Raw genomic sequence first — 22,877 nt, forward strand, 5'->3', positions numbered from 1 at the left:
TCACTGCGCCGTCGTCACGCGTTCGCCGCGCTCGGCATCCGCTGCGTCTGCGCTGCCTCGATCAGCCGTTCCTTCGACCCTAAGAAGTTGCGGCCGCGCTCGCCCTCCAGCGAGTCCGCGATCAGCGCGTGCCATTCGGCGCGCTCGATCCTGTAGGCGGCCGGATTGCAGGAGATGCCGAGCCGCGCCATGAAGTCCTCGAGATCGTCGGCGGCGCGGGCCAGGTCGGCGCCGAAGATCTGCCTCAAGCTGTCCTCGCAGAGCCCGCCCGCCCCTTTGACGCTGCGCAGCACCATCGGCAGCGAGAACGAGCAGGCGATGCCGTGCTGGACGCCGTGCCGCAGCGTAATCGGATAGGACAGCGAATGCGCGATCGCGGTCTTGGTGTTGGAGAATGCCAGGCCCGCGAACAGCGCCGCCTGCGCCATGCGGCTGCGCAGCTCGAGATTGCCGAGGTCGTTGGCGAGCTTCGGCAGCACCTCGAGGATGCTGCGTGCCGCGGCCACCGCGTGGTTGGCCGACACCGGATTGTTGTTGACGTTCCAGATGCTCTCCAGCGCATGCGACAGCGCGTCGAGCCCGGTGCTGACGGTCAGAAGCTGCGGCTTGCCGAGCATCAGGCGCGGATCGATCACGGCATGGGTCGGATAGAGCGACGGACGCGCCAGCGAGTATTTCTTGCCGTTGGCCTCGTCCCACACCGTGCCCCAGCAGGTCACCTCGCTGCCGGTGCCCGCGGTGGTCGGCACCGCGATGATCGGGATCGCCGCGAGGCGCTCGGCGCCCTGCTGCGTCTCCAGATAGGTTTTGACGGTCGCGAAGTCGCCGCCGGCGGCCGCGAACACCTTGGCGGAGTCGATCACCGAGCCGCCGCCGAGCGCGACGATCACCTCGGGCTGCCTCGCGAGCCCGGCAAAGCGCGCGGTCTGCTCGGTAAGCAGGCGGTAGTCCGGATTGGGCGCGACGTCGCGAATAGTCAGGACAGACGGTCCCGCCGCGGCGCGCAGCCGCCGCTCGAGCTCGTCGAAGATCGGCTCGCCATAGGTCACGAGCGCGTAGGCGCGCTTGCCGATCAGCCCCGGCAGCTTGTCGAAGCTGTCGGCTCCGAATTCGATCCTCACCGGGTTGGAATAAGTCCAGTCCATCCGCGCGTCCTCCGTTTGGCGCGAAGGTACGGCGCCGGCTGCTATTGACAAATTCATTCTACGGATGCGTTCTATTGATTATGCCAATAGTGTTCAGCCAGCTTCGCGCCTTCCACGCGGTCGCCACCCATGGCGGCTTCACCGCGGCCTCGCGCGTGCTCAACGTCGGCCAGCCGACATTGACCATCCAGGTCAAGGAGCTGGAGGAGAGCTACGGCGTCGAGCTTTTGATTCGGAAGCCGCGGCATACCGAGCTCACCGAGGCCGGCGCCGCGCTGTTCGAGATCACCCGCGGCATCATGACGTTCTGCGACGAGGCTCACGACCTCCTGGCCGCGCACGGCAAGGCGACCAAGGGCCATCTGCGGGTCGCGACCGTCGGGCCGTTTCATGCCACCGAGATCATCGCGGCGTTCAAGCGCGATCATCCGGAGGTGCAGATCTCGACCCTGCTCGGCAATTCCGAACGCACCTTCCGCCACATCGTCGACTTCGAGGCCGACGTCGCGATCCTGGCGGAGGTGCCGGAGGATCCGCGCGTCACCATGATCCCCTACCGCACGCACCGCGTGATCGTGTTCGTCAACCGCGACCATCCCTGGTTCAAGCGCAAGTCGGTCAGGCTGCGCGAGCTGGCCGACCAGCCCATCGTGCTGCGCGAGCGCGGCTCGACCACGCGGCGCGCGTTCGAGGCGACGATGCAGGCCGAGGGCATCAGGATCGAACCGGTGTTCGAGATCGAGAGCCGCGAGGGTGTGTGGAAGGCGGTCGAGCGCGGCCTGGGCATTAGCGTCGTCGCCGACTTCGAATTCGTGCCGCATCCCAATCTGCGCGCGCTGGAGATCAGCGACCGCACCATCAAGACCCAGTACAGCATCGCGCATCACAGCGGACGTGGCCATTCCCCGATCATCAAGGCGTTCATCGACACGGTCCGGCGGATGAAGGGGCGTGATGCTAGCGCGAGGGGGTCTTCGGCCCGGCCTTGAGTGCGAACAGCGCCAGCAGCGCGGCCAAGCTCAGAGCCGATGTGACCGCAAGCGTGTAGCCACCGAGCGGCGAGATCAGGAATCCGAATATGAGGGGCGCGAGGGCTTGAGACAGTCGCGACGGCGCGCCGAGCAGTCCCAGGCGGTAGCCGTAATCCTTCGGACCGAATATCGCCAGCGGCAGCGTGCCGCGCGCGATGGTCAGGATGCCGTTTCCGGCACCGTGCAACAGCGCGAACACCCCCGCGAAGCCACCGCCGAACAGGCCGATGACGCAGGCGCCCAAGGGATGTGTGATGCAGGCCAGGCGCGCCGACCAGAGCGGGTGGAAGCGCTTCAGCAGGCTCGCTTCGACAATGCGCGCCGCCACCTGAGCCGGGCCGATCAGTGCGCCCGCCGCGATCGCCTGCGCCTGCGTCGCACCGAGCGACTCCAGAATTCGCGGCAGATGAACCGCCATCGCCGACGTCACGCTCCAGGCGGCGGCGAAGGCAAAAGCGAGTAACACCATGGCGCGGTCGATGGCGATGTGCGGCTTCGGCGTGTCGGCCGCGATCCGATGCTCCCGCTTTAGCCTCGGGATCAGGAGGCCGTTGAGCGGCAAGCAGATCAGGATGTGCGCCGCAGCCCAGCCGAAACAGGTCCAGCGCCAGCCGATGGTTGCCAGCCCCCACGCACTCAGCGGCCAGCCGATCGTGCTGGCAAAGCCCGCGATCAGCGTAATGCCGGTGATGGAGCGACGGGCGGCGTTGCCGTAAATGCGCCCGAGCGCCGCGAAGGCTGCATCATACAGGCCAAGACCCATGCCGACGCCGAGCAACAGCCAGCTCACCGCCATCAGCACGCCGCCCTGCGACAGCCCGAGCAGGATCAGACCGGACGCCAGGATGAGGTTGGACGCACAGAGCACTTCGCGTCCGCCCATCCGGTCGATCTGGCGGCCGACGCGCGGACCGAGCAGCCCGGAGATCACCAGCGCCATCGAGAACGCGGCGAACAGCCAGTTGGTCGAGATGCCGAGGTCCCGCGCGATCGGGTCCGCGAGGATGGCGGGCAGATAATAGCTCGACGCCCAGGCAAGGGTTTGCGTGGTCCCGAGTGCAACAATCAGGACGTTGTCTGCACGGCGGCTCATCCGGCGCGCGCACCCGGCGTCCTGGGCGGGACCACTTCTCCGTCCTCCTTGACGAATTGGCCAATGTCAGTGGCGAGAAGTTCAAGCACAGCCTCGGACGGCCGGCACAGTTTCACGCCGTTCGGCGAGACCACGATCGGCCGATTGATCAGGATCGGATGCGCGATCATGAAATCGATCAACTCGTCGTCGCTCCATTTCGGATTGGCAAGGTCGAGCGCTGCATAAGGCGTGCCTTTCTCGCGGAACAGCGCGCGGGGCGTCATGCCCATGGCCTTGATCAGCGCGATCAGCGTGTCGCGCGCGGGTGGCGTCTTGAGATACTCGACGATCTCCGGCTCCTCCCCGCTTTGGCGGATCATGGCCAGGGCGTTGCGCGACGTCCCGCAATCGGGATTGTGGTAGATCGTGATCGTCATCGGATTGCTTCCATCTTCGTTTCGCTCTGCCGCAACAGCCACGTCATCAGCGCCAGCGCGACCATCGCCCCCAGAATCTCGGCGACGATAAATCCCGGCAGGTCCTGCGCGCGGATACCGGAAAACGTATCGGTGAATGATCGCGCGATGGCAACGGCCGGGTTGGCGAAAGACGTGGACGCGGTGAACCAGTAGGCGGCCGTGATGTAGAGCCCGACCAGCCATGGGATAGCGGCCTCGCGAAACCGCAGGCCACCGATGATTGTTGCGACCAGTCCGAACGCGGCAACGAATTCCGCAAACCACTGCGGGAACCCGGTCCTCGCCTTGGCGGAGAACACCAGGAGCGGCAGGCCGAACATGGCATGCGCGACCATCGCACCCAGGATTCCCCCGAGCACCTGCGCCGCGACGTACTGCGCGGCGTGCGGCGGGCGGAGCTCGCCCTTGAGCGTGAACACCAGCGTCACCGCCGGATTGAAATGCGCGCCGGATATCGGTTCAAGGATCGTGATCAGCACCACCAGGATGGCACCGGTCGGCAGCGTATTGCCGAGCAGCGCCAGGGCCACGTCCTTGGTCAGGGTTTCTGCCATGATGCCGGAGCCGACGACGGTCGCGACCAGAAGCAACGTGCCGAGACATTCCGCCACAAGGCGCCGTGGCAGATCGAAATCGCGCATCACGCACGCGCCTTCTTCTTGCTGGTGGAAGGCTTGCACTGGGCGGCGGCGAGCGCCGGCGCGCAGATCTCCGGGTGGCCCGCGCAGCAATCCTTCATCAGGAAGGCGATGAGGTCACGCAAACCGGTGAAATCCGCCGAGTAGATGATCGAGCGCGCCTCGCGGCGCGGCACGATCATGCCGGCGTGCTCGAGGTCCTTCAGATGGAACGACACGTTGGATGGCGACACCTCGACCGCCTCCGCAATCGCCCCCGCGGCCATCCCCTCGGGACCCGCCTGGACCAGCAGCCGCACGATCCGCAGCCGCGTTTCCTGCGACAACGCGGCGAAGGCGGTTCGGGCTTGACGCTCCTCCATCTTTCGATAATCCTACAATTCAACAATCGTTGAAATGAGGATAGCAGCCATGGACACGCTTGCCAATACCCGTTCGATCGTCGGCGCCCTGCTTCCGGTGGAAGAGCTGTCATCCGCGGCCCTCCTTTCCGGCCTTGAGGCGCACAAGGAGAAACCGCTGATCTTCAGCTACGACGGCCGGGACGTCCGCCCGAGCTACCACGTGACCGAAGTCAAGACCGGTTCGTTCAGGGCGCTCGATTGCGGCGCGAACCCGGAGAGCTGGAGCGAGACCTTCATTCAGCTCTGGGACATCGAGGAGGAAAACCGCGGTCACATGCCGGCCGGAAAATTTCTTGCGATCATCCGCAAGGTCGACGAGGCGGTCGGCTTCGCCCCGCAAGCCAGGCTGACCTTTGAGGTGAGCGACGGTGTTCGGCCGATGCAGATCTATCGCGCGGAACGCATGGAGACCGGCGACGCTGCGATCCGCGTCCATCTCTCGGCGCGCCCGTCGAGCTGCAAGCCGCGCGACCGATGGCTCCAGGACCAGCAGTTCTGCTGCGCACCGAAAACCAAACAGCCGTGCTGCGGGTGATGGATGCTTGAACGCCTGATATGGCCAGACGTGTCACGCGGATTGGCGCTCGCGGCCAAGGCTGCCCGGAAATTGCCGATCACTGAGTTGCCCGACGGGTCAAGCCCTCGGAGCAAAAATATTTCGCTTTATCCGAAGGACAACTCAATGTATGAATAACCCGTCTCACCCGATCGAGGGGCGCTGCGCATCGTCAGGAGTGTTGCGGTGAGATGCGGTGGACGCGGCAAGCGCAACTGACGAGTGCGCATGATGCGGACGGCGAAATCGTGCAGGCCTGACGCCCTAGCGGCAGGTGTCCTCTCGCAAAGTGCGCAAGCGTTTGCGAGGGCGGCGACAAAAAAGCCCAGTCTCGCCGGGGAGAGCACGTATAAGCCGTAACCCATCGCGCAGGGAAAGCCGGGTTGTTTCCGGTTACACCTGTGGTCCTACCCCCGAGCTTTCTACCTTTTGCTCGGGGCCCATGGGTGCGATCGGCACCCGGCTTTCCCTGCGCCCTCTGTTCAAGAGAGGGCGGAACAAAAAGCAAAGCTCGGGCAGATCATGTCGCGAGGACGCGGAAGCTTGATTCACAGCTCGCGCAACACGCTCGCTGTCGTCCCTGCGAAAGTGTTTGGTCCCTGCAGATTGGTTGGATGGAATCGGTGTAGAACGAGGCGTGGCCTTTGTTAGGGAGCGCCTCGTGTCATGGAACTGAGCTTGCACGCGAACGCCACGACGACGCCGAAGACACGTGCCTACATCCAGCGCAGCCGGAAGTCGGTCGCCCAATTGGCGGCCGAACTGGGGGTTAGCGAGACCACGATTTATCGCTGGCGCAGCCGCACGACGGTCGAAGACCGCTCGCACCGGCCGAAGAACCTCACGACCAGCCTCTCCGCGGTTGAAGAAAGGGCCGTTTGTGAACTACGGACATCGCTCCAATTGCCGCTGGACGACATCGTTGAGGTGATGCGGCGATGCATCAACGCCAAGCTGTCCCGTAGTGCGATTCACCGCTGCCTGCAGCGCAATGGCATCAGCCGGCTTGCCAAGCCTGACAAGCCCAAAGCCGGCGTCTTCGAGAATGCCAGTATCGGCTTCATCCATATCGACGTGAAGTATCTGCCCGCGCTGCAACGCCGCACCAGTTATGCCTTTGTCGCGATCGATCGCGCCACCCGATACGTCTTCGTCGAGATCCATTCCAGGCGAGACGGAACGACCGCGACCGGCTTCCTCGAACGCTTCCTGGCCGACTTTCCGCACGGTGTTCACACCATCCTGACCGACAACGGAGCCGAGTTCACCGACCGCTTCGCCGTCGACAAGAAGAACAAACCGGTCGGGAAGCCTTCCGGCGACCACCCCTTTGATCGGCTCTGCAAGCAGCGCGCAATCGAGCATCGCCTGACCAAGCCCTACCACCCGCAAACCAACGGCCTCGTCGAACGCTTCAACCGGCGCATCGCCGAAGCCATCGGCCGCGAACACAAACGGGGCAGCGCGCGCCGTACCTTTGTCAACCACGCCGACCGCGACGCCTTCATCGCCAAGTTCGTCCACGACTACAATCGGACCCGCCTCAAATGCCTCGGCTACCTGGCGCCAATCCAGGCCCTCGCCAATCACACGGGACCGAACACGAAAGCAGGGACCCATAACCACAGATCGGCATTGTTGCGGGACGGTCGAACGAACGAGTCCCGTTCACAACACGGGCCGCGGAGTATGGGTCCCTGCTCCCGTGCGCAATTGCGCACTAGGCAGGGACGACACCGAGATTGCAGCGATGATAGAGCGCGCCCTACCCGCTCAAGCCGCCGTCGGCTCGCTCGACAGCGCGGCGAACACCGTCTCCGGCGAATGGGCGATCACGGCGAGCAACGCGCGGGCGGGTCCGCGCGGCGCGCGCTTGCCCTGCTCCCAGTTGCGGATGGTTTCCACCGGCACGCCGAGCTTGGCGGCGAATTCGAGCTGGGTGAGCTGGGCCCGGCGGCGCAGATCGCGTACGGCCGGCTGCGCTGCCGCAGGCTGCATCGCCGCCTGGTCGGGATGTGCGGGCACGAGCGGGATTTCCTGCCCGTCGCGCAATTCGACGATCCGTCCGTCCGCCTTGAGCCGCAACCGCTGCATGATGGCCCCCGTGATGGCCGCTTGGAGATAGCGGCATCATCGATGAAGCGCGTTAAGTTCGGATTAACGATAAGCGGCCCGGCGCGGCTCGCGCCCGGACCATGCGCCGCCCTGCCCGCGAGCGCGTTACTTGAGGCCGAACCACAGCGTGGCGATGCCGAGGAAGGAGAAGAAGCCGACCACGTCGGTGACGGTGGTGACGAAGGTGCCGGAGGCGACCGCGGGGTCAGCCCGCACCCGTTCCAGCACCATCGGGATCAGGATGCCGCCGAGCGCGCCGGCCACCAGATTGCAGATGATCGCAAGCCCGATCACGATGCCGAGGCCGGGGATCTTGAACCAGGCCACCGCGGCGACGCCGGTGATGACGGCAAAGGCGATGCCGTTGACGAGCCCGACCATGGTCTCGCGCAGCACCACCCGCATCGCGTTGTACGGGCCGAGCTCGCGGGTGGCGAGCGCGCGCACCGCGACCGTCATGGTCTGGGTCGCGGCATTGCCGCCCTGGCTCGCCACGATCGGCGCCAGCACCGCAAGCGCCACCATCTTCTCGAGCTGGCCCTCGAACAGACCGAGCACCGACGAGGCCAGGAACGCGGTGGCGAGATTGACCAAGAGCCAGTTGAAGCGACCGCGGGCGATGGTCCACACCGTGTCGGACAGCTCTTCGTCGCTGGTGACGCCGCCGAGCGCCTTCAAGTCTTCGTCTGCCTCCTCCTCGATCACGTCGACGACGTCGTCGATGGTGATCACGCCGACCAGCCGGTCGATGGTGTCGACCACGGGAGCTGCGACCAGGTTGTACTTGCCGAACATCCGCGCGACCTCTTCCTGGTCCTCCAGCGCGGAGACCCGGCGGCGGTCCTCGTCGATCAGGTCCTTGATCGGAACCGGGCGGCGCGTGCGCAGCAGCACGTCGAGCGGCACCACGCCCAGCAGGTGCTTGTCGGCATCGACCACATATATTTCGTAGAAGCGATCCGGCAGATCCGGCGTGTCGCGCATATAGTCGATCGCCTGCCCGACATTCCAATCCGGCGGCACCGCGATGAACTCGGTCTGCATCCGCCGGCCGGCGGAATTCTCCGGGTACAGCAGGCTCCGCTCGATGTCCTCGCGCTCGGCCGCCGGCAGCTTTTCCAGGATCTCTTCCTGGTCCTCCTCGTCGAGGCTCTCCAGGAGCTCGACGGCGTCGTCGGATTCGAGCTCGCGGACGCCCTCGGCAACCGTCTCCGGCTCGAGTTCCTCGAGGATCTCCTCGCGGACCGTCTCGTCGACCTCGTTGAGCGCCGAGAAGTCGAAATCGGTGCCGGTGATCTCGACCAGGGTGACGCGGTCGACCGGCTCCAGCGCCACGATCAGGTCGCCGAGATCGGCCTCGTGCAGTTCCGCCACCACCTCGCACAGCAACGGCCGGTCGGCGGCGTGGATGGCCCGGGTGATCGCCGCGACGAATTCGCCGCGGAGCTCGCCCTCCTCGTCCCGCATCGGCATCCGGGCCAGCGGATCGGCCTCGGCGGGTTCGGCAACGTCGAAATTCTCGGCCATGCCGTGTTTCGCCGGTTTGACAGGAGGGGAAAAACTGGTTGGATGAGTGCGGAACGGATTACCTAATCGGTGGGGCCCAGTGCAATGAGAAAGATGTCGAGCGCACCGCGACCGCTCCGGAAGGCTTTCGCGGCGCTGGTCGCGCTCGCGCCTGTTGCACTGTTCGGCTCGGCGCACGCCGCCGAATGCCAGCGCAAGGACGCGCTCGGCACCTCACGTGTACTCGAGGTCGACCCCGCGACCTATCCGCGCGTCGGGCTGAAGAGCTTTCCGCAGACCCTGCCGCTCAGGGATGGCGAGGTCGTGCTGACCTTCGACGACGGACCGACGCCGGGGGTCACCGACAAGGTGCTGACGGCGCTGGCGGCCGAATGCGTGCAGGCAACCTTCTTCATGGTCGGCCGCAACGCGGCCGATCATCCCGATATGGTCCGCAAGATCGCGCGCCTCGGCCACAGCATCGGCTATCACAGCTGGGACCATCCGCATCTCAACAAGCTCCCGCTGGATCAGGCCGAGGCGAACATCAACCGGGGGATCGAAGCGGTCCAGAAGGCCCTGCGCGGCACCGCAAGCACGGTCCCGAGCACGCCATTCTTCCGGTTCCCCTATTTCGAATCGACACCCGCCCTGCTGGACCATCTGGAAAAGCGCGGTATCGCGGTGTTCGGAGCCGATTTCTGGGCCAGCGATTGGAACAAGATGACCCCCGAGGAGGAACTCAAGCTGCTCACCGGGCGGCTCGAAGGCCACCGCAAGGGAATTATACTGCTGCATGACCCGCAAATGCGGACAGCCGAGATGCTGCCCGCCTTCTTGAGGTACCTGCAGGAGCATAAATACCACGTCGTCCACATCGTCCCGGCGGCGCTGAAAACCGTGTCCGACCGGACACATTGAACCCGGGACGCTAGGTGGATTACAGACCGTTAAGGCGGCATTCATGGCGCCGCACCTAAGGATTCGTCAGTGCGTTTGGAATGCGGCCGAGATTCGATGATTGCAAACGTCTTGGTGATGATCCGGAAGCGGTCGCGGACCGTGGTCCGCGCGGCGCTGCTGGGCTGCGGCTTGATGACGCCGTACGCCGCCCTCGCCGCAGACTGCCCTAACCCCAACGCACTCGGCACCTCGCGGACCCTCGTCGTCGATCCCAAGGAGCATCCCCGGATCGGCACCATGCAGTACCCGGAGACCTTGCCGCTCGCCGATCACGAAGTGGTGCTGACCTTCGACGACGGGCCGCTACCTAAATATAGCAACCAGGTGCTGGCCATTCTCGCCAGCCAGTGCGTCAAGGCGACCTTCTTCACCATCGGCTCCCAGGCCCGGTTCAATCCGGAGGGCGTGCGCAAGCTGATCGCGGCCGGACATACCGTCGGCACGCACAGCCAGAACCATCCGCTGACGATGAACAAGATGTCGCTCGAGAAGGTGCGGCAGGAGGTCGACGACGGCATTGCCTCGACGCTCGCAGCCCTCAATGGCGACAAGAGCAAGCTCGCGCCGTTCTTCCGGATTCCCGGCCTGATGCGCGCCGAGATCCCGGAGACCTATCTGGCGTCCCAGGGCATCCAGGTCTGGAGCGCCGACTTCCCCGCGGACGACTGGCGTCACATCTCGCCGCAGCGGGTCTATGACCTCGCGATCCAGCGGATCGAAGCCAAGCGCAAGGGCATCCTGCTGCTGCACGACATCCAGCCGCGCACCGTTGCGGCGCTGCCGCGCATCCTCAACACGCTGAAGGAGCGCGGCTACCGGATCGTTCATGTCGTGCCCGCAACGCCCGATCGCCCGGCGACGCCGACCCAGCCGCAGCAATGGTACCTGCATCCGCCGACCGAGACGGTGGCGACCACGCGCTGGCCCAGGATTCCGAACTTCGTCTTCACCGCGACGCGGACGCTGCCTGCCCCGGTGCTTGCCGACATGGATTGGCGCGATGCCGACATCCTCGACCACGCACAGCGCACCCGGGTCGCGATGCCCGTCCGCACGTTGTGGCCGCAGCCCCAGCTTGCGCCGTTCGCATCCGTCCCGACATTGCCGGTCCCGGCGCCCGACGTGTTCCGCGTTCCCGAGGCGCTCGACCTGACCCTGCTCGCAGCCCGATCGGCGGCCAATCGCCGCCTCGTGCAGCGTGCGACAATTGGCGTTGGCGTATCGCGCGCGCAGGCGTTCTCCGCGCGCCAGGCCAGGCATCCGAAGCAGGCTGCGCATCAGGGGCCCGCCCCGGCGCACGGCCGAGGCCACGGCGCGCCCTTGCATGTCGCGCCGCCGGCTGCCGACAACGCGTCAGTCCACGTCGCCAATAATGTGAAGAAGCGCGCGCCGCGCGCCGAGGCGTCGGCTGGCAGGCGCGTGCCTGATTGACGTGATTTAGCTGGCCAGGATCTTGGCGACGCAGAGCAGGATCACCAGCGCCAGGAAGAAGATATCGATATAGGATTTGATCCCGCCAGCATGCCTGAGCACGGTGACATCGGCGACGATCTGCCTGCGCGAGGCGACACCATTTGGCCCCTCGCCGGCCGCCGCGGCGAGCCGCCGCGTCTCACCCTCCAGGCGCTCGATGCGCTGGAAGAAATAGAACGAGCGCAGGCCGAAAGGCGTGCATCGCCGCATAGACCAGGACCAGAATTGCGACCGTCGCGCGCTGCTCGTACTTCTCCAGAAGGTTCAGCGTGAAATAGACCAGCCCCAGGAACACGAAGTTGGAGACCACACGGTAGGCGTAGCTCGCAAAGATCATCAGGCGCTCCGGTAAGGCAAGCTTGCAGCCGCGCGATTGCTCGCGTTGCCGAAGTCGCCAGTTAGGGCGCCGCCCGCACGTAGATGCGCCATGGCTCTACGCCATACATCTTGAAGTTCGGCGAGGCCAGCGCTTCAAGAAGCGGCGCCGCAGGCCCGGCCATGTCGACATATAACCCGTCATAGAGAACAACTGCGCAGATATCGCGCTTGTCGAGCTCATGCAGCAGCTTTTCCTTGTCGCGCTCGACGAGAAGGTCGCGCATATATTTGCTGTAGAGTTGCAGAACCTGCCGTTGAGCGAGAAAATTGATGCCGGTATCCTCGGCCAATACCCGACACGTTGGCGGCAGCCCCGCGGTCAAAGCGTTCAACTGCTTGGCAACCCGTTGATAGCCGCTCGTTGAATAGTACGTCCATCGCTGGACGAGAATGCAGGTTGTGGCAACAGCCACACCGAGAATCGCCAACGACAAGGCAGCCCGGGTCCAGGTTTCGCGGCGCTCGACGCTTGTTGACGTGGCGGTCAGCGCAACCGGAGCAACCGCTATTCCCCAAGCGACGAACAGAGCCGCGAACATGTAAAACTGCATCGCGTAGCGCGCATTCAACACTGTCCAACTCGACAGATTGTAGTATCCGGCATCGAAGGCGCCCAACAGCAGAAGCATCTGGCTGAGAAACCACGCCGCAAACATGGCTCCGATCCGCCAGTCGATCGACTGGAGTGTCGAGCGACCTCGGGCCAAAGCTCGCTGGACGGCGTACCAGACTATCGTCGCGAACAAGACGACAAGCGCCGCTGCGCTCGGCCATCCACCGTCCCTGGCAAAACTGATGAGGAGCCGGCTAGACAGGACTGCACCTTCGCCGATACGTGCCGTATCTCGCGCTTCGATGCTGTGCGCATAGAGCGTACCGGCGGCGACCCGGGCTGCGTCAACGTTGTCGCCGGTCAGGGAGCCGGTCTTGTAATAGGCCATTGCGACGTGAAGGCCGCCCAGGCAATAGCCTGCAGCCACTGCGGCGGTCAGCAGCGCATTGCGCATCGGGGACTGCCCGAATGAAACGCTCAGAAGCGTCCAGGGCGCGACAATCAGCGGCACAAGGACAATGGAAAGTGCATGGCCCTGCATCGCCCAGCCGCCGAGCACGACGCCCAATAGCGCAGCTCCGACGCTTGGGTAACGCGCACCGCCTTGCCACTGCGCCACGAGAAACGTGCAAAGCAGCAAGAGCGCCGTTAGTCGGAATACGTCGCGGCTGCCGTCGATTGATCCGCTGTGGATGAGAGGGACCGCCAGAATCAGAAACGGCAGAAGGATCGCCAAGCCACGCACCTGCGCAGCGCTCGCGAGAGCTATGCCCGCCGCAACATAGGTGATGATCGTCAGCTGGAATGCGACGCGCGGCACCATTTCGTCGCTCAATCCGGCCCCGCCGAGACTGGACCAAAGCAGGGCCGACGCGTTGTAGGCAGGCCAGAGCAGGCCATGGGGATCGCCGCGCAGAGTGCCGTCGGAAAGGCCTCCGATCCCGGAGGCATCGAAGAAGCTACGTTGCGAAAGAAGTTGCCGCGCTTCTGCAAGGTACTGCATTGCGTCGGAATTGCCGGTCACCTGGCCGGCATAGAACCAGAGCCGCGGCACGATAATGCAGGCCACCATCAGTACGGCCACGACCGAAGCCAGAACGACCGGATCGCGCAGGGCGCGGTGGTTCTTGGGACCGCGAGGCGCCGGTCCTTTCCAAGGCGTTACAAGCAACGCCAATCCAACGATGAATGGCGCGCTGGCGTGCCCTCCAAGAGCCAGCCCAGGTGCAACAAGCGTGAGCAGCAACAGCAGACACGCTGAGACAAAGCTGGTCGTTGCCACTCCGAAGGCGATACGCCCAAACGGAGGAATCGGGAGGACGCTGTCGAAGACATAGAAAAACCTCGCCAAGCCGGAAGCTAGAACGAGCTGGCCGATCAGAAACGGAGTGCTCAAGCCATTGTCCCTTCGTCGTTTACGGCCGAGAACGCGTTGCGATCAGTCCGGAGACGGCGAAACCAATCAGCAGCGGAAGAACCGTGCGTACGGTGCGGTGAATCAGAGCAAGCGCTGCAGCCGTCTCCGCGGAAGCTCCAGCCTGCTGCAACAGCAGCACGAACGTGACGTCACGCACCCCCAATCCCAACGGCAGCAGGGAAACTGCGCCGGCCAGATAAGAAATGACGATCGCGTGCCCGATGGCCACAAGGGGAAGATCAGCACCCAAGGCCCGGCCGAGATACCAAATCGAGGCGACGTCGACCACATAGGTTGTCGCAAGCCACAACGTCGCGACAACCAGCGCAAATGGCTTAATCCCGAACATTGCGTTTCGCAGATCGAAGACGAACCGACGGATCGGCCCGGAGGCCCGAAACAACGGGCCGAGTACCCACATCTTGTCCAACACCGCCGGACCAAGTCCCACGACTGCGAGGCCGGCGATCAGCAATGCCGCGGCCGCGAGCGAAAGCGGCAGTGCACGATCACCTGCCAATTCGCCCGGAATGACCAGGACCGCTCCCATCAAGAACAGCCAAAGAAGGCTTTCGATCGTCGTTTGAGCCGCGCCGACACTCACCGGGATATCCGCCAGCATCTTGTAGAACGCCAGGCGCGCCGGCACGCCGAGCTTCGGATCGCCGGCCAGGCTGACCGTGCCCGCTGCCAGCATGGCCATCATGACATCCATCAGGCTGGCTGGATGACGCATTCCCGCCAACAGCGTCGCTGCGCCTGCCGCATGCAGCGCAATCATAACGATCGACGAAAGGCAGAGTACGAGTAACGTCTGAATCGAGATCGACCGAAGAGTGTGCCAATCGATGCGATCGACCAAATAGAATAGCGCCGCAGCGCCCACAATGAAGGCCGCGCCCCAAAGCAACCGCTTGCGAGTAAGCAGACCCATCAGGCTCCGTGCCTCTCAATTGAGTTCGAGCCGCAAGAGAGGTTCCCGGCGTGCGAGGAGCCGCGTGGCAATCCGGCTCGCAGCGAGCGGCGGGTGAGGGTTTTCATCCACGCTCCGTGACGGAAAAGTTCGCCAGATATCTGCCGGTCGCCTTGTACATCGGTGCTTGCGTCCAGCGAATGAAGATGGCGTCGTTGTTGTTGCCGTTCTCGAACGCCTTGTAACGGAACTTGCCGTCACCGGCATAAAAGCGATCCATGGCAAAAGCCATGTGGCGCTTTGCCAGACTTTTATCCCCGTAGGCCAATGCGGTCATGATGCTCTGTGCGACATCGTGGGAATCGATTGGCCAGGTCTGCTCGGGACTCCAACGCGGCTTGTCGTCGTCGATCAATTGGGCCTGCATATAACCCCAACCGCGCCCGATCGCGTCCGCGATACGCTGGTCTCCCATTGTCGCGTTGACTTCGATAAGCCCCTCGATGATGTAGCCGGTGTGCCGGCTATCGATGATCGTGTCGACGGGGTGATCGCGGAACGCCGGCGCATAGAACCAGGATCCATCGGGATTTTGATGGTGGACGGCGAACAAGGCTGCCCGCCCGGCAAGCACGACGAGTTCGTCGCGATCAAGCACCCTGCCCGCCCGGGCCAGCAGGCCGGCGGCTGCAACACTGGCATTGATTATCAGGCGCGTGTCGCCCGGACCAAAATAGATACAGGCGCCTTCGGGCAACTCGATCATGCCAGCCTCTTCCAGCATGAAACGTATGCCGGATTCGAGCAGCGCCAGCCCCCGGTCGCGGTCGAGCAGATGGATGGCATCGAGGAGACCGGTCAACACGATGGTGGACGTAATTGTGGTCGGCCAATGCTTCGGGTGCTTTCCCGTTCCTCCCCAGTTGAACGGCAAACCCCAAGCTGCATTGCGAGCCAGCGGGCTACGCGTGTCCTCCAGCAGGGTCAGCAACCTCGCCGCTCGTTGACGCGAAACCTTGCCGTCGGGTTGGCGAGCTTCACCCGCGAGGCTATCTCCGAGTGCTTGTGGCATCACAATGGCCGGGGCCGCCTGGAACAGGCGTTTCGGGATCAGCGCGTGGTAGGGCTTGAGCGTTCGGCGGGCAAAGTGCATGAGCGGCCCGATGATAGGTCGGCTGCCAACCTGGGAAATAATGTTGTCCAGCTGATAAGGATCGTTGCCGGCATAGTCGTTTTGCTCAAGCCAGTTGCCGAGAGCATCGGACGCTGCGCGAACACGGTCGAGTAGATCCCGATCCGAAGCCGGACCTTGACCGGTCATCATGCGTGGAGGCCTTCTACAAAAAAGCGCGCTGTAGCCATTTACTCTATCGTGTGTGCAACAGGCTAGGCCGCTACCGTTGCCCGACCAAAATCTTCAAGTGCCGCAGCCGTACTTTTCGCATCAGCCAACCGATGAGCTCGACATTGCGAAACAGCAGATCGGAGCGAACGACCGGTGGCGATTGGCCTACCGCTTCCTTGCTGGAGACTGGATCGACGGCGCGAGCCGCACGCTCCAGCGTCGTAATCTCTCCGTCAAAACGACCGACGCAGTCGGCCAGCAATTCATCGAGAACCGCGCAGGCGCGTTCGTCCGGCCGAAACCCGCGTTCGATATCTATCAACGAATAGGAATGCAAGAACAGCACGATGATTTGCTGACCGGACGCCAAGACGGCTTCGATTTGGCGGCGCAACTCGCCGGGACTGCACCAGTCCGGATCGAGCTTCTTCGTCAGCGACAGCAGGCGGGCCGGTCCAAGCGCAAGATCGCAGCGCGTCACGGTCACGGGAACTTCGAGCAGATCGCCATGCCGAACAACGGCGTTCGCTGTGAGCGGGGGATCATTGAGCCCGCAGTGCGGATAGCCGTAAAAAACACTCGAATCGATCCCGATGCCATTTTGCTCCAGGGCAGCGAGCGTATCGTAGTTGGCGCCGTAGCCGCCGGCGCGATGGCTGACAGGCGGTCGGCCGGTCCAGGCTTCAATCAGCGCCACCCCTTCGGAGATGAACCGGCGCTGCTCGTCGAGCGACAGCGTCTTCATCGTCTGCGCCATTCCGTATCCACGCTTTCCCTCCGGAAAGGCCGGATGGGTGTGCAGGCCAACCTCATGGCCACGCTCGGCGATCTCGCGCGTCACGCCGGCAACGAGTTCCTCGCTGACGGTCCGGCGGTTCTGGACATCGACAAAGAAGGTGCCGCGGCCGCCGTGTCTTTCGAGGATATCCATGATGCGCGGAGTTGCGTAATCGCGCCCGGCGTTATGGCCCCGATAGGTGTCGATCGGAGGCCGCGGCTCGAAGAAGTCCTCGACGTCTACGGTCACGACGAATTTCGGGCGCTGTCGTCCCGGCTTCATTTCACTGCCTGTGCAATCACAAGGTGGAAACGGGCGCGGCGTCCGAATGTCGGATGCTTTGCAAGCCAATGATCAAGGCTCTGCGTAGCGTCGATCAGGCCCGACATGACCGGAAACAAGGGCGGCCAGATGTTCAGCGGAAATTCCGGCACGAAATCGGGAATGAGCCGCATTCCGGATATCTCTGTCATCTTGAAGCGGCCCTGTAACAGCCGCTCGAGCTCTTCGCGAGAGAACAAGACGCGGTGATAGCTCGACGCCCCCTTCACGATGCGCTGCGCAAGCTTCGCAAGATAATAAGGCGAGTAGTAGAGATAGCGCGCGAAGCGTGCCGCCTCCTGGCTGTTTATGATCGTTGCGCAGAATGTACCGCCCGGCCGCAGCACTCGACGGATTTCATCGAGGGCAGCGTTCAGGTCGGGAAAATTGTTGGGGGCCGTGCACGATACGACCAGATCAAAGCTGTTGTCCGGAAACGGCAACGCCATCGCATCGCCAATACCGTAGGTTGCCGGGAGGTCGCCATTCAGGGCCCGCGCATGGGCGATCATTTCGGGGCTGAAGTCCGCACCGTGCACGGTGAAATCTCCGCCCTGATCTCGCTTGCTTTGCGCAAGCCACCGCGTCAAACGTCCCTCGCCGCAGCCAAGGTCGAGGATATTTGTCGCCGCCGCGACGAGCGGGGCCATGGCCTCCCGCTCGAGCCTGTCGGTATAAACCTGAATGGGGCGGGCTCTGAGCGCAATGTAGTTTTTCGCCTGCAGGTTGTAGAAGCGGAGCGTTTCCTCGTTCATGGAGTGCGACCCGCGCCTGCCCGTCGAAGTTGATATTGACGCATCTTATTGATCTTACTAGTCAATATGATGCAACCCGCCTGAAGACGCGAATCCGCGGGCTTGGCCTGCTGCCCCTTCGCCGGCACCAAAGTCGAAAATGCAACAAATTCAGACACGAGAGCCAGAAAAATTGGAGCCGAGCGCGATCTCCGGACCGACGCGTCGATGGACAGCCTATTGACGAAACTGCAGATACCGCATTCAAGCAGGGTGGTTCAACCTGGAACAGAGGCTTAAGCAGGTTCCCCAACCGGCCTACGACTCACGAAGCCGCGCCGCGGCGGGAAATGCGCATGTATAAATCGAAGACTGTCGCGGTTGTGGTGCCTTGTTACAACGAGGAAAAACTGATCGGCCGCGTCATCGAGACCATGCCGGAGTTTGTCGACCACATCGTCTGCGTGGACGACCAGAGCCGCGACCGCACCGCCGAGATCGTCGAGCGCTATTCTGCCGCACAGCCCGAACGCGTCATACTGATTCGGCTGCCCAAAAATGAAGGTGTCGGTGGGGCGATCGCCGCCGGTTATCGCTGGGCGCGCGACCACGACATCGATGCGACGGCCGTCATGGCCGGCGACGCGCAAATGGACCCCGGCGACCTGCACGCACTGCTTGAGCCCGTCATTGCCGATGAGACAGACTACGCCAAGGGAAACCGGCTCTTCACCGGTGAGGCGTGGAACCTGATTCCGCGCGTTCGCTACATCGGTAACGGATTGCTTTCGATGTTGACCAAGATCGCCTCGGGCTATTGGCACGTGGCGGACTCGCAAACCGGTTACACCGTGGCCAACCGGAAGGTGCTCAAGACGCTGAATCTGGACGACATCTACAAGCGGTACGGGATGCCGAACGACATGCTCGTGAAACTGAATATCTTTGATTTCAGGGTACGCGACATCCCGATCAAGCCGATCTACGGTATCGGCGAACAATCGGGCATCAAGCCAATTCGCCTCGTGCCGAGGCTGTCACTGTTGCTCGTGCGATTGTTTGCCTATCGCATGCTGCAGAAATATATCATCCGCGACTTTCATCCGTTGGTGCTGTTCTACTTCACGGGCGCTGTTTTGCTGTCGCTCGGCATGCTCGTCGGACTCTACGTTGTGATGCATCGGCTCTTCATTGGATTCGTGGCAGACAACACACCGCTTTTCACGACATTCCTTGTCTTGATGGGCTGGCAATCCGTCATGTTTGCCATGTGGCTTGACATGGAAATGAACAAGCACCTGAAATAGGTCGAGCGACGGCGAGCGGTTGCGATGTGCGGCATTTTCGGAGTGATTACGAGCCCGGGCGCGCTTGATCGCGAGATCTTGGAACGCGCCGTCTCACGGCTGTTCCTCCTGTCGGAAACACGCGGCAAGGAATCCTCCGGGCTCGCCATCATTGGTCCGACCACCGTCACCTTTCGCAAAAGTGCGCAGCGTCCGCGCGATTTTCTCGCCTCGACGGACTTTGCTCCCTTCTTCAAGGGCGCTCTGGACACGCTCTACCGGTCCCGCGAACCCATCGCTATCTTCGGACATTCGAGACTCGTCACGAACGGCACTCAAAACCTGCACGCGAACAACCAGCCGGTTCTTGCCGGCGGCATCTTGGGCGTTCACAACGGCATCATCGTCAATGACGAAGATCTGTGGCGAACCATAAACACGGCCGAGCGGAAGGCCGAGGTCGACACCGAAGTGATGCTCCAGTTGCTTCGCCAGCATCTCGATCGGGGCGAATCGCTCGCCAACGCGATGCGCTCGACATTCCGCAGGTTGCTTGGGACGGTTTCGACCGCACTCGTGTCCGACGACCTCAACTGCATGGTCCTAGCAACGAATAACGGCTCTCTTTATGTGGCGCCGAGCCCGGCCGAGGACACAATCGTCTTCGCCTCCGAGCGCTACATTCTGGAGGAATTCCTGACCACGCCAGGCCTGGCCTGGCCTGCGCGTCCGGACGCTATCCGACAGATCAAGGCTGGCAGCGCATTGCTGATCGGGCTCGATACGCTGGTCAGCCACGAGATCGATCTTGGCGCCGACACCGAGGAGACGCCGGCGATCGCCCCGCGGCGGCGCGAGATCCGGGACGACACACCCGCCAAGGTCCGCAATGCCACAACCTTCAATTCGATGCCCGCAGTCAGGCTTGGCAACTTCTCGCGCTTCGAAATCGATCCGCAACCGATCAAGGCATTGCGCCGGTGCACCCGCTGTATTTTGCCGGAAACAGTCCCTTTCATCGCTTTCGATGCTAGCGGCGTCTGCAACTTCTGCCAGAGCCACCAACCGAAGACTTATCTGGGGCGTCCTGCCCTGGAGGCCGAAGCCAACAAGCTGAAGGCACGGCGCAACGGCGCCTCCGCCGACTGCCTCATCACGCTGAGCGGAGGACGCGACAGCAGCTTTGGCCTTCACTACGCGGTGCGTGAGCTCGGCCTAAAGCCGATCGCCTACACCTACGACTGGGGAATGATTACGGACTTGGCGCGCCGCAACCAGGCGCGGATGTGCGGGGCGCTCAAGGTCGAGCATATTCTCGTCTCGGCCGACATTGCCGAAAAGCGAGCAAACATTCGTCGCAACGTCTCTGCTTGGCTCAAGCGGCCGTCACTTGGAATGGTTCCCCTCTTCATGGCCGGCGACAAGCAGTATTTCTACTACGCCAACGACCTCGCGAAAAAGCTTCACCTCGAAGCTACGGTGCTTGCTTCCAATCCGCTGGAGAAGACACATTTCAAGGCCGGCTTTTGTGGTGTGCCGCCCACCCTTGGTCACCGGCCGTCACAATTCGCGCAGCTTCAGATGGCGAGCTACTACGGCAAGGAATTCCTGCTCAACCCGCGCTACATCAACAAATCGCTTCTCGACACCGCCGGCGCCTTTTTCAGCTACTATTCGATCAAGCACGAATATCTCCGACTGTTCGACTACATTCCCTGGGTCGAGAGCGAAGTAAACGACACGCTGATCGATCAATACGACTGGGAGACCGCCAACGATACGCGCTCGACCTGGCGCATCGGAGATGGGACGGCTGCTTTCTATAACTACATTTATACGCGGGTCGCGGGCTTTAGCGAGAATGACACCTTCCGCTCGAACCAGATTCGAGAGGGCGTGCTCGATCGAGCGAGCGCGCTTCGTCTCGTCGAAATGGAGAACATCCCGCGCTTCGAATCGATCGCGTGGTATTGCGGCGTAATCGGTCTCGATCCCACCGAGGTGCTGGAGCGCATCGCTCAGATCCCAACGCTCTATCCCAGCAAAGTTCACAAGAGCGATGCACGTTCTGTTTGATATCGGCCATCCCGCGCACGTTCACCTTTTCCGAAACGTGGCGCAGCGCATGCAGGCGCGTGGCGACAAGATCACGGTCACGATCCGTGATCGCGGCATTGTCGGTGGATTGCTCGATCACTACGGCCTGCCCTATACCGTCGCCTCGAAGCCGCGCCGGGGCCTTGTCGGCAGCGCCATCGAGCTTGCGATCCACAACTGGCAGGTCCTGAAAGCCGCGCTTCCGGACAGACCGGATTTCCTTGTCGGCACGTCTGTATCGGTTGCTCACGTCGGCCGCGTCATTGGCAGGCCCTCGATCGTCCTGAACGAAGACGACGCCGATTACGTGCCGCTGTTCGCGAAGATTACCTATCCTTTCGCAAATCGCATCGTCATACCGGCCGTCCTGCGGGACAAAAAGACCGCAAAGGTGCGGACTCACGACAGCTATCATGAGCTGGCCTACCTCCACCCGAACCATTTCAAGCCCGACCAGGACGTGGTGCGCCTGTTGGGAATAGAACCTCGCGAGCCATACTTCATCATACGGCTGGTTTCGCTGACGGCTCATCATGACGCCGGCGAGAGCGGGCTTTCCGAGGCTCAGGTGCTTCGATTGATTGCGTTGCTCGAACCGCATGGCCGCGTCTTCATCAACGCAGAAAGCTCGATCGCGCCGCGGCTTCAGCCATACGCTCTGAAGGCTCCGCCCGAGACCATGCACGATCTTCTGGCTCACGCGAAGATACTGATCAGCGACAGCCAGACGATGACGATGGAGGCGGCTTTGCTCGGGCGCCCCGCGATCCGCTGCAACAGCTTCGTCGGGCGCTGCTCCGTGATCGCTGAACTGGAACAGCGGTATCGGTTGGCCTGGGGCTTCAAGCCCCAGCAGTTCGAGGAACTGGTGAGGCTCGTGTCGGACATGGTCGCTGATCCAGCATTGGAAGCGACGATGGCGCAGCGGCACGCGCGGGTACTGGCCGAGAAAGTCGACCTCACCGACTGGCTGCTCAAGCAGTTTGATAACGGCTTTGCATGATGGCCGGTCGCGCGTGTTGAGGTCACGCGTCGAGACCTAGCTTAGCCTCGCCGGAAGCGGCAGCTGAGGTCCCGCGATTCGATCGGCGCCTCCAACTGTCATCGCCCCAACCGCGCGACCAGCCATTCGACAGCACCTTGCCGGGCCACACGCGCACAGTGGCATTCCCGGGCAACACCCGGAAAAAGCTTAATGATTTCAGATGGAAACTTGGGTTTATGGTGCGCTCGGAGGGACTCGAACCCCCACGGTGTTACCCACTGCCACCTCAAGGCAGCGCGTCTACCAATTCCGCCACGAGCGCTTGGGATACCGGATGGAACCCCGAAGGCACCGCCGGATCGACGGGGCCATGTAACAAATCACGGATGCAGGGACAAGGCGATTAATGCGGGAATTAACTGCGAACCCCGGGAGATTTCGGCAGCATTTGCTTGACCTCGACCGCAATCCGGTTGCGGTCGACCAGGACCACGCCGCTGGCCACCGGCAGGTTGTTGGCGAGGATCTTGACCTCGTCGGCCTCGGTGGCATCCAGTTCGATGATGGCGCCGCGGGACAGCCGCATGACCTGGTGAATCGGCATCGTGGTGGTGCCGAGGACCACCATGAGATCAACGCTGACTTTATCGAGGGTGGGCACTTCTGAACCGCCGAACGGGAACTA

At 62.9% G+C, this 22,877-nt stretch carries 20 protein-coding genes, 1 tRNA gene and 2 pseudogenes; 8 read left to right on the forward strand and 15 right to left on the reverse strand.

Annotated elements, in window-relative coordinates:
* Window positions 1-14: 14 nt before the first annotated feature.
* On the reverse strand, window positions 15-1,145 hold the full coding sequence (gene psrA / locus ACVMIH_RS10075) for an iron-containing alcohol dehydrogenase PsrA (protein WP_057020834.1): 1,131 nt from the start codon (window positions 1,143-1,145) through the stop codon (window positions 15-17).
* A gap of 80 nt (window positions 1,146-1,225) precedes the next feature.
* Between psrA and ACVMIH_RS10080 the strand changes: the two genes are divergently transcribed.
* The gene (locus ACVMIH_RS10080; RefSeq protein ID WP_456866419.1) at window positions 1,226-2,134 is read left to right on the forward strand and encodes a LysR substrate-binding domain-containing protein; all 909 of its coding nucleotides are present in this window, start codon (window positions 1,226-1,228) and stop codon (window positions 2,132-2,134) included.
* Here the strand turns inward: ACVMIH_RS10080 and ACVMIH_RS10085 are convergent.
* Genes ACVMIH_RS10085 through ACVMIH_RS10100 form a run of 4 tightly spaced genes read right to left on the reverse strand, consistent with a single transcriptional unit; the run spans window position 2,103 to window position 4,730 of the window.
* A complete protein-coding gene (locus tag ACVMIH_RS10085; RefSeq protein WP_057020836.1) occupies window positions 2,103-3,269 on the reverse strand; it encodes an MFS transporter in 1,167 nt (388 codons plus the stop codon). The two genes, ACVMIH_RS10080 and ACVMIH_RS10085, sit on opposite strands and share 32 nt — an antisense overlap.
* Window positions 3,266-3,688, reverse strand: coding sequence for an arsenate reductase (glutaredoxin) (gene arsC / locus ACVMIH_RS10090; protein WP_456861548.1), 423 nt, complete (start codon window positions 3,686-3,688; stop codon window positions 3,266-3,268). Before arsC ends, ACVMIH_RS10085 begins: the two co-directional genes overlap by 4 nt.
* A complete protein-coding gene (locus ACVMIH_RS10095; RefSeq protein WP_456866422.1) occupies window positions 3,685-4,371 on the reverse strand; it encodes an aquaporin in 687 nt (228 codons plus the stop codon). The genes arsC and ACVMIH_RS10095 overlap by 4 nt, the downstream gene beginning before the upstream one ends.
* The gene (locus tag ACVMIH_RS10100; protein ID WP_057020839.1) at window positions 4,371-4,730 is read right to left on the reverse strand and encodes an ArsR/SmtB family transcription factor; all 360 of its coding nucleotides are present in this window, start codon (window positions 4,728-4,730) and stop codon (window positions 4,371-4,373) included. Before ACVMIH_RS10100 ends, ACVMIH_RS10095 begins: the two co-directional genes overlap by 1 nt.
* A gap of 49 nt (window positions 4,731-4,779) precedes the next feature.
* Here ACVMIH_RS10100 and ACVMIH_RS10105 point away from each other — a divergent pair, with 49 nt between their 5' ends.
* Together ACVMIH_RS10105 and ACVMIH_RS10110 are read left to right on the forward strand one after the other, a co-directional pair.
* On the forward strand, window positions 4,780-5,307 hold the full coding sequence (locus ACVMIH_RS10105) for a DUF6428 family protein (protein WP_456861550.1): 528 nt from the start codon (window positions 4,780-4,782) through the stop codon (window positions 5,305-5,307).
* Between the two features lie 687 nt (window positions 5,308-5,994).
* A pseudogene (locus tag ACVMIH_RS10110) lies at window positions 5,995-6,846 on the forward strand (DDE-type integrase/transposase/recombinase); the annotation flags it as partial.
* A gap of 255 nt (window positions 6,847-7,101) precedes the next feature.
* Here the strand turns inward: ACVMIH_RS10110 and ACVMIH_RS10115 are convergent.
* Window positions 7,102-7,422 carry a helix-turn-helix domain-containing protein gene (locus ACVMIH_RS10115; RefSeq protein ID WP_028343385.1) on the reverse strand — a complete coding sequence of 107 codons (321 nt, stop codon included), beginning with the start codon at window positions 7,420-7,422 and terminating at the stop codon, window positions 7,102-7,104.
* A 126-nt stretch (window positions 7,423-7,548) separates the two neighbouring features.
* Window positions 7,549-8,970: a magnesium transporter gene (gene mgtE, locus ACVMIH_RS10120; protein WP_057020841.1), complete on the reverse strand. Its 1,422-nt coding sequence runs from the start codon at window positions 8,968-8,970 to the stop codon at window positions 7,549-7,551.
* A gap of 84 nt (window positions 8,971-9,054) precedes the next feature.
* On the opposite strand from mgtE, the gene ACVMIH_RS10125 reads away from it, so the two are divergent.
* Window positions 9,055-9,870 (forward strand): polysaccharide deacetylase family protein, encoded by an 816-nt coding sequence (locus ACVMIH_RS10125; protein WP_057020842.1) that lies wholly within the window; start codon window positions 9,055-9,057, stop codon window positions 9,868-9,870.
* A gap of 96 nt (window positions 9,871-9,966) precedes the next feature.
* Complete coding sequence (locus tag ACVMIH_RS10130; RefSeq protein WP_253639677.1) at window positions 9,967-11,343, forward strand: polysaccharide deacetylase family protein; 1,377 nt, start codon at window positions 9,967-9,969, stop codon at window positions 11,341-11,343.
* Between the two features lie 6 nt (window positions 11,344-11,349).
* On the opposite strand, the pseudogene ACVMIH_RS10135 reads toward ACVMIH_RS10130, so the two are convergent.
* From ACVMIH_RS10135 to ACVMIH_RS10160, 6 genes and pseudogenes are all read right to left on the reverse strand, one after another.
* A pseudogene (locus ACVMIH_RS10135) lies at window positions 11,350-11,722 on the reverse strand (hypothetical protein).
* 61 nt (window positions 11,723-11,783) lie between these two features.
* Window positions 11,784-13,712: a hypothetical protein gene (locus ACVMIH_RS10140; RefSeq protein ID WP_456861552.1), complete on the reverse strand. Its 1,929-nt coding sequence runs from the start codon at window positions 13,710-13,712 to the stop codon at window positions 11,784-11,786.
* Between the two features lie 19 nt (window positions 13,713-13,731).
* Complete coding sequence (locus ACVMIH_RS10145; protein ID WP_456861554.1) at window positions 13,732-14,667, reverse strand: lysylphosphatidylglycerol synthase domain-containing protein; 936 nt, start codon at window positions 14,665-14,667, stop codon at window positions 13,732-13,734.
* A gap of 103 nt (window positions 14,668-14,770) precedes the next feature.
* Window positions 14,771-15,970, reverse strand: coding sequence for a hypothetical protein (locus ACVMIH_RS10150; protein ID WP_456861556.1), 1,200 nt, complete (start codon window positions 15,968-15,970; stop codon window positions 14,771-14,773).
* A 70-nt stretch (window positions 15,971-16,040) separates the two neighbouring features.
* Complete coding sequence (locus ACVMIH_RS10155; protein WP_199805371.1) at window positions 16,041-17,018, reverse strand: polysaccharide deacetylase family protein; 978 nt, start codon at window positions 17,016-17,018, stop codon at window positions 16,041-16,043.
* 29 nt (window positions 17,019-17,047) lie between these two features.
* Window positions 17,048-17,845 (reverse strand): class I SAM-dependent methyltransferase, encoded by a 798-nt coding sequence (locus tag ACVMIH_RS10160; protein WP_456861558.1) that lies wholly within the window; start codon window positions 17,843-17,845, stop codon window positions 17,048-17,050.
* Window positions 17,846-18,180: 335 nt separating this feature from the next.
* Here ACVMIH_RS10160 and ACVMIH_RS10165 point away from each other — a divergent pair, with 335 nt between their 5' ends.
* Genes ACVMIH_RS10165 through ACVMIH_RS10175 form a run of 3 tightly spaced genes read left to right on the forward strand, consistent with a single transcriptional unit; the run spans window position 18,181 to window position 22,210 of the window.
* Window positions 18,181-19,131: a glycosyltransferase family 2 protein gene (locus ACVMIH_RS10165; protein WP_050385720.1), complete on the forward strand. Its 951-nt coding sequence runs from the start codon at window positions 18,181-18,183 to the stop codon at window positions 19,129-19,131.
* A gap of 24 nt (window positions 19,132-19,155) precedes the next feature.
* Complete coding sequence (locus ACVMIH_RS10170; RefSeq protein WP_057020852.1) at window positions 19,156-21,186, forward strand: hypothetical protein; 2,031 nt, start codon at window positions 19,156-19,158, stop codon at window positions 21,184-21,186.
* Complete coding sequence (locus ACVMIH_RS10175; RefSeq protein WP_456861561.1) at window positions 21,170-22,210, forward strand: DUF354 domain-containing protein; 1,041 nt, start codon at window positions 21,170-21,172, stop codon at window positions 22,208-22,210. The genes ACVMIH_RS10170 and ACVMIH_RS10175 overlap by 17 nt, the downstream gene beginning before the upstream one ends.
* A gap of 219 nt (window positions 22,211-22,429) precedes the next feature.
* Here the strand turns inward: ACVMIH_RS10175 and ACVMIH_RS10180 are convergent.
* Window positions 22,430-22,514: transfer RNA gene (locus tag ACVMIH_RS10180), tRNA-Leu, on the reverse strand.
* Between the two features lie 93 nt (window positions 22,515-22,607).
* On the reverse strand, window positions 22,608-22,853 hold the full coding sequence (locus tag ACVMIH_RS10185; RefSeq protein ID WP_021080574.1) for a FliM/FliN family flagellar motor switch protein: 246 nt from the start codon (window positions 22,851-22,853) through the stop codon (window positions 22,608-22,610).
* Window positions 22,854-22,877: the final 24 nt, after the last annotated feature.

It is taken from the genome of Bradyrhizobium sp. USDA 4503 (assembly GCF_054055815.1).

Coding starts and splice junctions, on each gene's coding strand:
- mgtE (WP_057020841.1), bottom strand. CDS start 8,970: ATGGCCGAGAATTTCGACGTTGCCGAACCCGCCGAGGCCGATCCGCTG.
- arsC (WP_456861548.1), bottom strand. CDS start 3,688: ATGACGATCACGATCTACCACAATCCCGATTGCGGGACGTCGCGCAAC.
- ACVMIH_RS10080 (WP_456866419.1), top strand. CDS start 1,226: ATGCCAATAGTGTTCAGCCAGCTTCGCGCCTTCCACGCGGTCGCCACC.
- ACVMIH_RS10100 (WP_057020839.1), bottom strand. CDS start 4,730: ATGGAGGAGCGTCAAGCCCGAACCGCCTTCGCCGCGTTGTCGCAGGAA.
- ACVMIH_RS10145 (WP_456861554.1), bottom strand. CDS start 14,667: ATGGGTCTGCTTACTCGCAAGCGGTTGCTTTGGGGCGCGGCCTTCATT.
- ACVMIH_RS10150 (WP_456861556.1), bottom strand. CDS start 15,970: ATGATGACCGGTCAAGGTCCGGCTTCGGATCGGGATCTACTCGACCGT.
- ACVMIH_RS10125 (WP_057020842.1), top strand. CDS start 9,055: ATGAGAAAGATGTCGAGCGCACCGCGACCGCTCCGGAAGGCTTTCGCG.
- ACVMIH_RS10175 (WP_456861561.1), top strand. CDS start 21,170: ATGCACGTTCTGTTTGATATCGGCCATCCCGCGCACGTTCACCTTTTC.
- ACVMIH_RS10165 (WP_050385720.1), top strand. CDS start 18,181: ATGTATAAATCGAAGACTGTCGCGGTTGTGGTGCCTTGTTACAACGAG.
- ACVMIH_RS10095 (WP_456866422.1), bottom strand. CDS start 4,371: ATGCGCGATTTCGATCTGCCACGGCGCCTTGTGGCGGAATGTCTCGGC.
- psrA (WP_057020834.1), bottom strand. CDS start 1,145: ATGGACTGGACTTATTCCAACCCGGTGAGGATCGAATTCGGAGCCGAC.
- ACVMIH_RS10170 (WP_057020852.1), top strand. CDS start 19,156: ATGTGCGGCATTTTCGGAGTGATTACGAGCCCGGGCGCGCTTGATCGC.
- ACVMIH_RS10085 (WP_057020836.1), bottom strand. CDS start 3,269: ATGAGCCGCCGTGCAGACAACGTCCTGATTGTTGCACTCGGGACCACG.
- ACVMIH_RS10160 (WP_456861558.1), bottom strand. CDS start 17,845: ATGAACGAGGAAACGCTCCGCTTCTACAACCTGCAGGCGAAAAACTAC.
- ACVMIH_RS10105 (WP_456861550.1), top strand. CDS start 4,780: ATGGACACGCTTGCCAATACCCGTTCGATCGTCGGCGCCCTGCTTCCG.
- ACVMIH_RS10115 (WP_028343385.1), bottom strand. CDS start 7,422: ATGCAGCGGTTGCGGCTCAAGGCGGACGGACGGATCGTCGAATTGCGC.
- ACVMIH_RS10130 (WP_253639677.1), top strand. CDS start 9,967: ATGATTGCAAACGTCTTGGTGATGATCCGGAAGCGGTCGCGGACCGTG.